The organism is Serratia sp. BNK-33-b (genome assembly GCF_048684565.1).
Classification (GTDB): Bacteria; Pseudomonadota; Gammaproteobacteria; order Enterobacterales; family Enterobacteriaceae; genus Serratia; species Serratia marcescens.
Map to the genome: position 1 here is coordinate 2,525,725 of NZ_JBLQTZ010000001.1, position 12,531 is coordinate 2,538,255.

13 protein-coding genes are annotated in these 12,531 nt (G+C 62.9%); 11 read left to right on the forward strand and 2 right to left on the reverse strand.

The features are described 5' to 3' along the window. Positions 1–189 precede the first annotated feature (189 nt). The 5 genes from fecI to ydfG all read left to right on the forward strand — a co-directional run bounded on the left by fecI (position 190) and on the right by ydfG (position 5,729). Complete coding sequence (gene fecI / locus ACMGGK_RS11970) at positions 190–714, forward strand: ferric citrate uptake sigma factor FecI (RefSeq protein ID WP_033640439.1); 525 nt, start codon at positions 190–192, stop codon at positions 712–714. After that, positions 711–1,667, forward strand: a complete 957-nt coding sequence (gene fecR, locus ACMGGK_RS11975; RefSeq protein WP_049298962.1) for a ferric citrate uptake sigma factor regulator FecR — start codon at positions 711–713, stop codon at positions 1,665–1,667. The genes fecI and fecR overlap by 4 nt, the downstream gene beginning before the upstream one ends. A gap of 114 nt (positions 1,668–1,781) precedes the next feature. After that, a complete protein-coding gene (gene fecA, locus ACMGGK_RS11980) occupies positions 1,782–4,133 on the forward strand; it encodes a TonB-dependent Fe(3+) dicitrate receptor FecA (RefSeq protein ID WP_079451285.1) in 2,352 nt (783 codons plus the stop codon). A gap of 199 nt (positions 4,134–4,332) precedes the next feature. After that, entirely contained in the window at positions 4,333–4,854 is a 522-nt protein-coding gene (locus ACMGGK_RS11985) for a GNAT family N-acetyltransferase (protein WP_004938571.1), read from the forward strand. 125 nt (positions 4,855–4,979) lie between these two features. After that, on the forward strand, positions 4,980–5,729 hold the full coding sequence (ydfG, locus tag ACMGGK_RS11990) for a bifunctional NADP-dependent 3-hydroxy acid dehydrogenase/3-hydroxypropionate dehydrogenase YdfG (RefSeq protein WP_016927858.1): 750 nt from the start codon (positions 4,980–4,982) through the stop codon (positions 5,727–5,729). Between the two features lie 36 nt (positions 5,730–5,765). Here the strand turns inward: ydfG and ACMGGK_RS11995 are convergent, their stop codons facing one another. After that, positions 5,766–6,092 carry a YnfA family protein gene (locus tag ACMGGK_RS11995; RefSeq protein ID WP_004938563.1) on the reverse strand — a complete coding sequence of 109 codons (327 nt, stop codon included), beginning with the start codon at positions 6,090–6,092 and terminating at the stop codon, positions 5,766–5,768. Between the two features lie 148 nt (positions 6,093–6,240). Here ACMGGK_RS11995 and ACMGGK_RS12000 point away from each other — a divergent pair, with 148 nt between their 5' ends. After that, the gene (locus ACMGGK_RS12000; RefSeq protein WP_004938560.1) at positions 6,241–6,609 is read left to right on the forward strand and encodes a DUF1283 family protein; all 369 of its coding nucleotides are present in this window, start codon (positions 6,241–6,243) and stop codon (positions 6,607–6,609) included. A gap of 89 nt (positions 6,610–6,698) precedes the next feature. Further along, positions 6,699–6,998 carry a DUF1161 domain-containing protein gene (locus tag ACMGGK_RS12005; RefSeq protein ID WP_004938557.1) on the forward strand — a complete coding sequence of 100 codons (300 nt, stop codon included), beginning with the start codon at positions 6,699–6,701 and terminating at the stop codon, positions 6,996–6,998. Between the two features lie 50 nt (positions 6,999–7,048). On the opposite strand, the gene ACMGGK_RS12010 is transcribed toward ACMGGK_RS12005, so the two are convergent. After that, a complete protein-coding gene (locus tag ACMGGK_RS12010; protein ID WP_016927859.1) occupies positions 7,049–8,536 on the reverse strand; it encodes an MDR family MFS transporter in 1,488 nt (495 codons plus the stop codon). A 509-nt stretch (positions 8,537–9,045) separates the two neighbouring features. Here ACMGGK_RS12010 and ACMGGK_RS12015 point away from each other — a divergent pair. From ACMGGK_RS12015 to osmV, 4 genes are all read left to right on the forward strand, one after another. Continuing rightward, positions 9,046–9,762 carry an ABC transporter permease gene (locus ACMGGK_RS12015; RefSeq protein ID WP_004938551.1) on the forward strand — a complete coding sequence of 239 codons (717 nt, stop codon included), beginning with the start codon at positions 9,046–9,048 and terminating at the stop codon, positions 9,760–9,762. Between the two features lie 64 nt (positions 9,763–9,826). Then, the gene (locus ACMGGK_RS12020) at positions 9,827–10,684 is read left to right on the forward strand and encodes a glycine betaine ABC transporter substrate-binding protein (protein WP_227944616.1); all 858 of its coding nucleotides are present in this window, start codon (positions 9,827–9,829) and stop codon (positions 10,682–10,684) included. Positions 10,685–10,692: 8 nt separating this feature from the next. Beyond that, positions 10,693–11,343, forward strand: a complete 651-nt coding sequence (gene osmW / locus ACMGGK_RS12025) for an osmoprotectant ABC transporter permease OsmW (RefSeq protein ID WP_004938544.1) — start codon at positions 10,693–10,695, stop codon at positions 11,341–11,343. Beyond that, a complete protein-coding gene (gene osmV, locus ACMGGK_RS12030) occupies positions 11,340–12,479 on the forward strand; it encodes an osmoprotectant ABC transporter ATP-binding protein OsmV (RefSeq protein ID WP_021505258.1) in 1,140 nt (379 codons plus the stop codon). The genes osmW and osmV overlap by 4 nt, the downstream gene beginning before the upstream one ends. Positions 12,480–12,531: the final 52 nt, after the last annotated feature.

The following is a 12,531-nucleotide window of genomic DNA, read 5'->3' on the forward strand; positions in this document are numbered from 1 at the left end:
CGTTTGCCTGCCAAAATAACACCGCGCCGCTGCACCTTGAATGGGCAAGCGAATATCTTCACGGCGTACGGCTTATTTCAACACCGCGCCTGGGGGTTGAATCTCGGCCTGAGGACAACCGCCAAACTTGAAACGATAACTATTCTCAATTATCATCCGCGCATCTTTTTGACCAGCAATGCGAAAATCATGTCCGCCACCGCTTCTGCCCCGCACGCCGCGCTGTCGCGCCTCTACGCCACCCATCACGCCTGGTTGCAGGGATGGCTGCGCCGGCGCTTGGGCTGCGCGTTCGATGCGGACGATGTGGCGCAGGACACCTTTATGCGCCTGCTGAAAGGCGACGCCGCGGCGACCCTGCGCGAGCCGAAAGATTTTCTGGTCACCGTCGCCAAGCGGGTGATGGTCGATCTGTTCCGCCGCAGAACGCTGGAGCGCGCCTATCTGGAGATGCTGGCGCTGATCCCAGAAGGCTACGCCCCGTCGCCGGAGCAGCGCCAGAGCCTGCTGGACAGCCTGCAGCAGATCGACGCCATGCTCGACGGCCTGGGGCCGAAGGTAAAACAGGCCTTTCTGTTGTCGCAGCTCGAAGGCCTGGGCTATGCGGACATCGCCGCGCGCCTCGGCGTTTCGGTCAGCTCGGTTAAAAAATACATGGCCAAAGCCACCGAGCATTGCCTGCTGTTCAGCCTCGAAAACGACGTTTATTCATGAGCAACGCCATCACCCCCGAGCAGCGCCAGGCGCTGAAAATGGCCGCACACTGGTATGCCCTGCTGTGCGACGAGCGCGTCACCGAACGCCAGCGCCAACAGTGGCAAGCCTGGCACCAGCAGCATGACGATCACCGCTGGGCCTGGCAGCGCGTCGAAGCGTTGCAGAGCCAGCTGCAGGGCGTGCCGGGCAAATTCAGCTATCGCGCGCTCGATCGCGCCGGCCGCCAATCCGCGATCGACCGCCGCACCCTACTGAAAAGCCTGCTGCTGTTACTCGGCGTGGGCGGCGGCGGCCTCCTTTACCAGTCGCCGCTCGGCCGGGAGCTGCGCGCCGACTACCGCACCGCCACCGGTGAAATCAAACCCATTGTGTTAAGCGACGGCACCCAGCTGGTGCTGAACACCGCCAGCGCGGTGGACGTGCATTACGACGATCGCCAACGGCTGATCCGCCTGCACGCCGGGGAAATCAGCCTGGTTACCGGACGCGATCCCCGGCCGCTGTGGGTGCAAAGCCCGCAGGGGGCGATGCGCGCGCTCGGCACCCGTTTTTTGGTGCGCGAGAGCGACGGCGAAACGCGCCTGACAGTGCTGGAGCATGCGGTCGAGGCGCAGCTGGCGCAAAACGCGCAACAACAGCGCCGGGTGAACGCCGGTGAACAGATCAGCTTCAGCGCGACGGCCTTCGGCGACAAACACCCCGCCGTGCAGGAGGACGGCTGGCTGCGCGGCGTGCTGAGCGTCAGCCAGTGGCGGCTGGACCGGGTGATCGCCGAACTGGCGCGCTACCGGCGCGGCCACCTGAGTTGCGATCCGGCCGTTGCCGGCCTGCGCGTCAGCGGCAGTTTCCCGCTCAACGATACCGATCGCGCCCTCGCCCTGCTCAGCCAGACGCTGCCGGTTCGCCTGCAGAGCTTTACCCGCTATTGGCTGCAAATCGTCCCCGCCTGAATTTTTTAAATGAAAATGATAAAAAATCGCATTCTTGATTGTCCCTTTTGCTTTGCTCATCCGACTCCCAGGAAAACACTGCAGCAATAAATAAAAAATGATTCAGGAGAAGGTATGAACAACGCTTGGGGAAAGGGAGCGCCGGCTTCGCTTTGGGGAAAACGGGCCACGCCGCTGGCCGTGGCCATTGGCCTGGTCTTCGCCGCACCGCTGACGGCGAGCGCCGCCAGCGCCGCTGCCACCTATCACATTCCGGCCGGTGAGCTGGACGGCGCGCTGAACGCTTTCGCCGCTCGCGCCGGCATCGCGCTCTCGGTGGACGGCGCGTTGACCGCCGGCAAACGTTCGCCGGGCCTGAGCGGCAGCTACGGCGTCGATGACGGCCTGAACGCCCTGCTGGCAGGCAGCGGCCTGCAGGCTAAAGCGCTCGGCAATAACGGCTACACGCTGGCCAAACTGCCGCAGCCGCAGAAAGAAGAGGACATCACCGTGGTCGGCGACTGGCTGGCGGAAGGCCGCCAGATCGACGTGTTCGAACACCCCGGCGCGCGCGACGTCGTGCGCCGCGAAGAGTTCGTCAAAACCGGCACCACCACCGTGCGCGAAGCGTTGAACCGCGTGCCGGGCGTGGTGGCGCCGGAGAACAACGGCACCGGCAGCCATGACATGGCGCTGAACTTCGGCATTCGCGGCCTCAACCCACGCCTCGCCAGCCGCTCCACCGTGTTGATGGACGGCATCCCGGTACCCTTCGCCCCTTACGGCCAGCCGCAGCTGTCGCTGGCGCCTATCTCGCTCGGCAATATGGATGCGATCGACGTGGTGCGCGGCGGCGGCGCGGTGCGCTACGGGCCACAGAGCGTCGGCGGCGTGGTTAACTTCGTCACCCGCGCCATCCCGAAAACCTTCGGCATGGCGGCCGGCATGCAGGGGCAGCTCAGCCCGACCTCGCGCCAGGATCACCCGAAAGGCACCGGCAACCTGATGATCGGCGGCACCGCCGACAACGGCTTCGGCGCGGCGCTGCTTTACTCCGGCACCCGCGGCAGCGACTGGCGCGAGCACAGTGCGACCAAAATCGACGACGTGATGCTGAAAAGCCGTTACGCGCCGAACGAGGTGCACACCTTCAACAGCCTGCTGCAATACTACGAAGGCGAAGCGGAGATGCCGGGCGGCCTGAGCCGGGCGGACTACAACGCCAACCCGTTCCAGTCGACGCGCCCGTACGACAAGTTCTGGGGCCGCCGCCAGTTGGCGAACTTCGGCTACCAGTATCAGCCGGATCGGCAGCACAAGTTCGACGTGCAGAGCTTCTACACCTATACCCTGCGCAGCGGCTATCTGGATCAGGGTAAAAACCTGACGCTGTCGCCGCGCGAATACTGGGTGCGCGGCGTGGAACCGCGCTACAGCCAGAGCTTCCGCTGGGGCGACTCGGCGCATGAGGTCGGCGTCGGTTATCGCTACGTCAGCGAATCCACCCACGAACTGCGCTACACCAGCAAAGCCAGTACCGGCAGGCTGCCGTCCACCGCCAGCCCGTACGATCGCGACACCCAGTCCGGTACCGAGGCGCACGCCTTCTATATCGACGATCGCATCGACATCGGCGACTGGACCCTCACGCCGGGCATGCGCTACGAGTACATCAAGTCGTATCAGAACAACTACATCAAGAACAACCGCCTCGACGTCAGCTATAACGCGCCGCTGCCGGCGTTGAACGTGATGTATCACCTGAACGAATACTGGAACCTGTACGCCAACACCGAAGGCTCCTTCGGCACCGTGCAATACAGCCAGATGGGCAAAGCGGTGGACAGCGGCAAGATCGAACCGGAGAAGGCGCGCACCTGGGAGCTGGGCACCCGCTACGCCGGCGATGCGCTGACCGGCGAGATCGGGCTGTTCCTGATCAACTTCAACAACCAGTACGACTCCAACCAGGTGACCGACAGCGTGACCGCGCGCGGCAAAACCCGCCATGCCGGGCTGGAAGGCAGCCTGCGTTACGATCTGTCGCAGCTGACGCCGAAACTGGACGACCTGACCGCCTACGCCAGCTACGCCTACGTCAACGCCACCATCCGTGAAGACGGCGGCTACAAGGGCAACCAGGTGCCGTTCTCGCCGAAGCATAAAGGCACGATGGGGCTGGACTACACGCCGGGCAACTGGGCGTTTAATCTTAACGGCGAGTTCCAGTCCAGCCAGTTCGCCGACAACGCCAACACCGTGGCGGAAAGCGCCGACGGCAGCACCGGCCGCATTCCCGGCTATATGCTGTGGGGCGTGCGCGCCGCCTATGATTTCGGCCCGGAAATGGCCGGCCTGAATCTGGGCGTCGGCGTGAAAAACCTGTTCAACCACGCGTATTTCACCCGCGCCTATGACGACAACAACAAGGGTCTGTACATCGGCCAGCCGCGCACGATTTATCTGCAAGGTTCGGTGAAGTTCTGATCCTCAACGGCGGGCGCGGTTAACCGTGCCCGCCGTCTTTCCCATCAACGTGACGACGTCACATAAAGCCGTTCCTCCGCGCCGCCGCAGCGGCGAAAAATAAGTCGCTTCTGCCGCCAATGCGCGTAATATCAACGATCCGCCCCGATTTACCGGTGCGGATTTTTTGCCGTTATGGCCTGAAAAGCGAGGGAATAAGATGAATCACAATGACCTTTCTCAGTGCCGCGTTGACACCGACCGTTTGTTGATTGCCCCCTTTACCGCAGCAGACGCCGACGATGTTTACCAGGCGATCACCCCCACTCTGACGCGCTTTATGACCTTTGAACCGGAGGCGTCGCCGGAGGATTTCGCCAACGTCTGGCAAGGCTGGCTGCCGTTGATGCGCGAAGGTGAAGAAGTGATCTTCGTCGCCCGTCGGCGCGAAGACCGGCAGTTCGTCGGGGTCGGCGGCGCGCATAATTTGCGCAGCCACACCCCGGAGCTGGGCATCTGGGTAAAAGAGAGCCTGCATGGTCAGGGCTACGGCCGCGAAATCGTGCAGGGCATCGCGCGCTGGGCCAGCGAGCGCTTTCAGCCGCCGCACTTTCTCTACCCGGTGGCCGAGCAGAATACCGCCAGCCGCCGCCTCGTCGAGTCGCTGGGCGGCGTGCTGGCCGGCCGTTGCGAGCGCATCAAGTATGACGCCGTGGTCTACCACCTGCCGCCTCAGCGCTAATCAGCATCGGGCCGCCGGCCCGGTGTGACCTTTTTTGCTTTCCGCCGTGATAACCGCTGCCACTGCCTGCGGGTTTGTGCTAATGATAGAGGCATGTAGGGTAAAAACAGTTGAGGAACAGCAACATGATTATTTTTGTTACCGGCGCCACCTCCGGTTTCGGCGAGGCCATTGCGCGCCGTTTTATCCGTGAAGGCCACCAGGTGATCGCCGCCGGGCGCCGCCTTGAGCGTCTTGAAGAGCTGCAGGAAGAACTCGGCCAAGCGCTGCACATCGTGCGGCTCGACGTGCGCAACCGCGCCGCCATTCAACAGGCGATCGAGGCACTGCCGGCCGAGCTGCGTCAGATTGACGTGCTGGTGAACAACGCCGGGCTGGCGTTGGGGCTGGAGCCGGCGCACAAGGCCAACGCCGATGACTGGGAAACCATGATCGACACCAACGCCAAGGGGCTGGTGAACATGACGCGCGCGCTGTTGCCGGCCATGGTCGAGCGCAACGTCGGCCATGTGATCAACATCGGCTCCACCGCCGCCAACTGGCCTTACGCCGGCGGCAACGTGTACGGCGCCACCAAGGCGTTCGTCAAACAGTTCAGCCTGGGCCTGCGCGCCGATCTGCACGGCACGCGCATTCGCGTGACCGATATCGAGCCGGGCCTGGTGGGCGGCACCGAATTCTCCAACGTGCGATTCAAGGGCGATGACGGCAAGGTCAACAAAACCTACGAAGGCGCCGATGCGCTGACGCCGGAAGACATCGCCGAGTCGGTGTTCTGGGTCGCGACGTTGCCGGCGCGCGTCAACATCAACACGCTGGAAATGATGCCGGTCAGCCAGTCCTTCGCCGGGCTGAACATCCACCGCGGCGCCTGAGCCGCGACGGCGGGAGGCAACTCCCGCCGCGTTTCCTCAGGCCGCGCGCCAGCCGGAAACGATAATCAGCATGCCCGCCAGCGCCACGCCGGCGCCGACCCAATCCAGCGCAGACAGCTTGACCCCGTCCACCACCCGCAGCCACAGCAGCGCGGTCGCCACATACACACCGCCGTAGGCCGCATAGACCCGCCCGCTGGCCGCCGGATGCAGCGTCAACAGCCAGACAAACAGCATCAGGCTCAATGCCGCCGGCAGCAGCAGCCAGGCGCTGCCCTGCTTCTTGAGCCACAGGTAAGGCAGGAAACAGCCGATAATTTCAGCCAGGGCGGTGGCGAAAAACAACAGCGTAGTTTTTAACATCAGTCGCAGTTTTCTCTCGATAAAGTAAACGAATCGGCGCTTGGCTGGTGAATTCCAGGAGCGCGGTGGTATATTTATCACCACGCCTGCGGGCGAGGTAACGCCAGTGCCGCCATCATCAGGCGCACTCACTCATAAGGATGAAACGATGAAAACATTTTCGACCCAACGACTGCTGCGCGGGATGCTGCCGGTCGCCATGCTGGCCGTCATGGGCGCCTGGCAGGCGCCGGCGCTGGCCGCCACCTGCACGCAGGGCAGCACCTGCGTCACCGTCGATGGCAAAGGCAGCGGCGCGATGAGCACCGAAGAAGCGCGCCAAAGCAAAGAGCAGTGGAATGATACCAAATCCCTGCGCCACAAGGTCAACACCCGCGTCGAGAAAGAGTTCGACAAGGCCGATCGCGCGGCGGATGACGAAGACCGCTGCAACGACAGCAACAACGTCAACGCCTACTGGGAACCGGACACCCGTAAATGCCTGGATCGCCAGACCGGGCGTCGGATTAATCCTTAATCCGCCTGCGGCGGGCGGGCATGCGTGAAACCCGGCCGCCGTTGCTGCTATCCTGTTACAGGAAGTTCATTGTCTAAAAGGATGACGTGATGAAGAAAACGCTGATATTAACCGCTGTATTGCTGGCCGGCGCCCCATTGGCGGCCCTGGCCTCCTGTGAAAGCGTGAAAGCGGACATTTCGCAAAAAATCGTCAATAACGGCGTTCCGGAGTCCGGCTTCAAACTGGAGATCGTGCCTAACGATCAGGCCGATCAAGCGGGCGGCCAGGTGGTCGGCCACTGCGAAAACGACACCCAGAAGATCGTTTATACCCGCCTGAACAATGGCGACGATAGTGGTGACGCGGCGCAGACCGGCACCAGCCAGGACACCTCCAACGCGCAGTAAGCCGCATCGGCTACCCAGGGCGCGCAACAGCCGCGCCCTTTCCTTTTCCTTTACGCCTGCTCCGCCTCTTCCTCTTCGCCTTGCGGCCGACAACGCGCGGGGATCAGCATCGCCGCCGCCAGCGCCAGCAACGACACCAACGCCGACACCAGGAACACCCAATGCAGCGAAGCCGCCACCTGCTGGATAAGCTGCGCCAGCGCCTCACTCCCCATGCTCTGGCGCACCGCCGGCTCCATCAGACGCTGCACCGGATCGTCAATTTCCGGCAAACGCCACTGCAGGTTGAGGTTCAGCGTGGCGCCCAAAATCGCGGTGCCGATGGCCGAGCCCACCATGCGGGTAAACACCGTACAGGCGGTGGCAATGCCGCGAATGCTGTAATGCGCCGCGTTCTGCACCGACACTAAAAACGTCGTGTTGCACAATCCCATGCCGGCGCCGACCATAAACGCCGCCACCCGGCCCCACAGCAGACCGCCGTTCGGCTGCAACATCAGCAGGATCAGGCCGCCTGCCACCAACAGCAGTGCGCCCAGCAGCGCCGTGGCGCGATACGAAGTCATCAGCATCAAACGGCCGCTCAGCGTGCTGGCCAACGGCCAACCAATCGACATCAGCGCCAGCGTGGTGCCCGCCTCCAGCGGCGAGCCCCCCATCACGCCCTGAATGAAAGTGGGCAGAAAGGCGCTGATGCCCATCATCGCCGCGCCAATCACCAGCCCGCCGATGTTGCCGGCGACGATCACCCGGCTTTGCCACAGCGCCAGCGGGAACAGCGGTTCGACCGCGCGCCGCTCCTGACGTATCAACAGCGCCAGCGACGCCGCCGCCAGCGCCAGCAACGGCGCCACCCACCATCCGAGGCTTTCCATCTGCAACAGCGCCAGCAGCAGCGCCGAAACGAACAGCGTCAGCCAGGCGGTGCCCGCCAGATCCAGCGCGTGCCGCCGCAGTTGCTGATGCGCCGGCAGATAGCGCCAGAGGAAGAACATCGCCAACAGGCCGATCGGCAGGTTGACCCAGAACACCAGCGCCCACGGCAGGTGTTGCACGATAAACGCGCCCAGCAGCGGGCCGATGATCGCCGATACGCCCCACACGCTCGACAGGTAGCCCATCACCTTCGGCCGTTCGGTGGCGCTGTAGATGTCGCCGATGATGGTGGACGCGATCGGCATGATGGCGCCGGCGCCCAATCCCTGCAATAAGCGGAAGCCGATCAGCCAATACATGTCGGGGGCGAAGCCGCACAGCACCGATCCCAGCAGGAACAGCGTCGCGCCGAAGAAGAACACCCGCTTGCGGCCGTAGAGATCCGCCAGCCGGCCGTAGATGGGAATGGTGATCGCCTGCGCCAGCAAATAGACCGCGAACACCCAGCCCAGCAGCGAGAAGCCGCCGAGATCGCCGATGATGGTCGGCATGGCGGTGGCGACGATGGTGGCTTCGATCGCCGACATGAACATCGCCAGCATGCAGGCAATCAGGATCAGCGGGCGATGGGCAATGGGTGCGGGTGAAACGTTATTTGTCATGGCGTTATGCAGGCTTCCTGGCGTTTTTATTTTCCCTGAGTATATCAGCAAGCACCTGCGCCAAGTCTATCCGCCCTCACATCCCGCCGTTGCCGATAGCGAATCGCACCATTTGGACTAACTGTTACGGCGTAACGTTTTACCGCGATTTTTTTTCACTTTACGCGCATCCCAGCGCTGACGCGGGCTGCGGCGCCAATACGGGCAAACTCAATCAGCTGATTTTGCTCATAAAACTTGGCACGGTCAACGACAGGGTGCTATACCTTCCCTAGCCGGCGCCTTTGGGCCCCGTGCTTTCTCGGGTTTAAATATCAGTATCTTATGCTGATTAACTCACGTATTGAGCCTACGTTCAGCACGCTGTGCCGAACGCACCCTTCGCTCAATGTCGCTAACCTCATGCGAAACGCCCGTTTTGTACCGCCACGCCCGCCGGGCCGTGGGCAACAATCAGAGCGGAATGCGCCGTCTCTTCGGCCGCTCCGCGCAACGGAGGACGCAACATCATGCACAAGTCAGCGCCATATCGGCGCCTGCTCCTCGGGAGCCTGTTGTTTATCGCCGTCATCGCGCTGCTGGTTTACGGCATCGGTTGGGAAACCCTCAAGTCGCGCCGGGAAGATTTGATTTACCTCGGTCAGCAGCACATGTTCCTGGTGGTGTGTTCCATGCTGCTGTCGTTGCTGGTCGGCATTCCCAGCGGCATCCTGCTGAGCCGCCCTTTCGCCCGCCGCTGGGCGGAGCACGTGATGCAGATCTTTAACGTCGGCAACACCCTGCCGCCGCTGGCGGTGCTGGCGCTGGCGATGGTGATCATCGGCATCGGCGACCGGCCGGCGGTGGTGGCGTTGTTCCTCGCCTCGCTGCTGCCTATCGTGCGCAATACCTATGCCGGCCTGCGTTCGGTGCCGCCGGCGCTGGTCGAGGCCGCCAACGGTATTGGCATGACCGCCGGACAGCGGCTGCGCCAGGTCGAACTGCCCAACGCCCTGCCGGTGATCTTCGCCGGGGTGCGCATCGCGATGGCAATTAACGTCGGCACCGCGCCGCTGGCGTTTTTGATCGGCGCCAGCAGCTACGGCGAGCTGATCTTCCCCGGCATCTACCTGAACGACTTCCCGACGCTGATCCTCGGCGCCGCCGCCACCGCGCTGATCGCCCTGCTGCTCGATCTGGCGCTGGCCGGTCTCGGCCGCCGGCTCAGCCCGCACACCGCATCCTGATGGGAGAAACGCGATGACTCGATGGTTACAACGACTCCGCCACGCGCTGCTGTTCTCCTTGCTGATGACTGGCGCGGCCGCCTGGGCCGCCCCGCTGACGCTGGCGAGCAAGAACTTTACCGAACAGCGCATTCTGTCGGCGATCACCGTGCAATACCTGCGGGCCAAAGGTTTTCAGGTCGAACCCAAAACCAATCTGGCTACGGTGATCACCCGCAACGCGATGATCAACAAACAGATCGACATGACCTGGGAATACACCGGCACCTCGCTGATCATCTTTAACCACATCAATAAGCGCATGTCGCCGCAGGAGACCTACGACACGGTGAAAAAGCTCGACGCCAAACTCGGCCTGGTGTGGCTGCAGCCGGCGGACATGAACAACACCTATGCCTTCGCCATGCAGCGCCGGCGCGCGGAAAAAGAGCAGATCCGCACGATGTCGCAGCTGGTGGCCAAAGTGGAACAGGTGCGTAAAACCGACCCGAAACACAACTGGCTGCTGGGGCTGGATCTGGAGTTCGCCGGCCGTTCGGACGGTCTGAAACCGATGCAGGCGCTGTACGACATGCCGCTGGATCGCCCGCAAATCCGCCAGATGGACCCCGGCCTGGTCTACAACGCCATCCGCGACGGTTTCGTCGACGCCGGGCTGGTGTACACCACCGACGGCCGGGTGAAAGGCTTCGATCTGCAGGTGCTGGAAGACGACAAAGGCTATTTCCCGAGCTATGCGGTCACGCCGGTGGTGCGCGCCGACGTGTTGCAAAACACGCCGGGGCTGGAAGCGGCGCTGAACACGCTGTCGAAACAGTTCAACAATCAGGTGATCACCGAGCTTAACGCCAAGGTGGATATCGACTACCAGACGCCGCAACAGGTCGCCGACGCGTTCCTCAAGCAGCGCGGCCTGATTTAGGAGGCATGATGAATACCTTACTTTACGCCTGGCAAAACTGGGCCTATATCGCCGGATTGACGCTGGAACACCTGCTGCTGGTCGGCATCGCCGTCGGCCTGGCGATCCTGATCGGCGTGCCGCTCGGCGTGCTGATCGTCCGCCACAAATGGCTGGCGACGCCGGTGCTGAGCCTGGCCACGCTGGTGCTGACCGTGCCCTCCATCGCCCTGTTCGGGCTGATGATCCCGCTGTTTTCCTTAATCGGCCACGGCATTGGCTACGTACCGGCGATCACCGCGGTGTTCCTCTACTCGCTGCTGCCGATCGTGCGCAATACCCACACCGCGCTCGACAACCTGCCCGGCGGGCTGCGCGAAGCCGGCCGCGGCATCGGCATGACGTTCTGGCAACGCCTGCGCTGGGTGGAGATCCCGGTGGCGCTGCCGGTCATTTTCGGCGGCATTCGCACCGCCGTGGTGATGAATATCGGCGTGATGGCGATCGCCGCGGTGATCGGCGCCGGCGGCCTCGGCCTGCTGCTGCTCAACGGCATCAGCAGCAGCGACATCCGCCAGTTGATTACCGGCGCCGTGATGATCAGCCTGCTGGCGATCGTCCTCGATTGGTTATTGCACCGCTTGCAAATTGCGCTCACGCCCAAGGGGATCCGCTCATGATTAAATTGGAAAATCTGACCAAACAGTTCATGCAGAAGAACGGCACACCGTTCAACGCCGTCGACAACATCAATCTGGACGTGCCGGAAGGCGAAATCTGCGTGCTGCTCGGCCCTTCCGGCTGCGGCAAAACCACCACGCTGAAGATGATCAACCGCCTGATCGAACCCACCGGCGGCACCATTCTTATCAACGGTGAAGACACCAGCGCGCTGGATACCGTCAGCCTGCGCCGCAAAATCGGCTACGTCATCCAACAAATCGGTCTGTTCCCCAACATGACCATCGAGGAGAACATCACCGTAGTGCCGCGCATGCTGGGCTGGGACAAAAAACGCTGCCACGATCGCGCCGAGGAGCTGATGAGCATGGTGGCGCTGGATCCCAAGCGCTTTTTGCACCGCTACCCGAAAGAGATGTCCGGCGGGCAGCAACAGCGCATCGGCGTGATCCGCGCGCTGGCCGCCGATCCGCCGGTGCTGCTGATGGATGAACCTTTCGGCGCGGTGGACCCGATCAACCGCGAAACCATCCAGAACGAGTTTCTCGACATGCAGCGCCAGCTAAAAAAGACCGTGATGCTGGTCAGCCACGACATCGACGAAGCGCTGAAGCTCGGCGATCGCATCGCGGTGTTCCGCCAGGGCAAGATCGTGCAGAACGCCAGCGCCGATGAGCTGCTGGCGCGCCCGGCGAACGACTTCGTCGCCTCCTTTGTCGGCCAGGATCGCACGCTGAAGCGCCTGCTGCTGGTGCAGGCCGGCGACGTGGCCGATCAACAAGAGACGGTGACGGTGCGGCGGGAAACGCCGCTGACAGAGGCATTCGGATTGATGGACGATATCGATGCACGTTCGGTGACGGTGGTGGACGCCGACGGCAAACCGCTGGGCTACGTCAAACGCCGTGAGGCGCGCGGCGCGCCCGGGGTGTGCGCCGACAGCCTGCACCGCTTTCGCGTCACCGCCCGCGCGGAGGAGAACCTGCGCGTAGTGCTGTCCAAGCTGTACGAACACAACACCTCCTGGATGCCGATCGTCGATGAAGACGGCCGCTACAGCGGCGAAATCTCGCAGGATTATATCGCCGACTACCTCAGCTCCGGCCGCACGCGCCGGGTGTTGACGCCGCAATAACCCCCGCCGGGGCGCTCGCCGCCCCGCCTATGCCGCAGTTTGCTAAAGATTC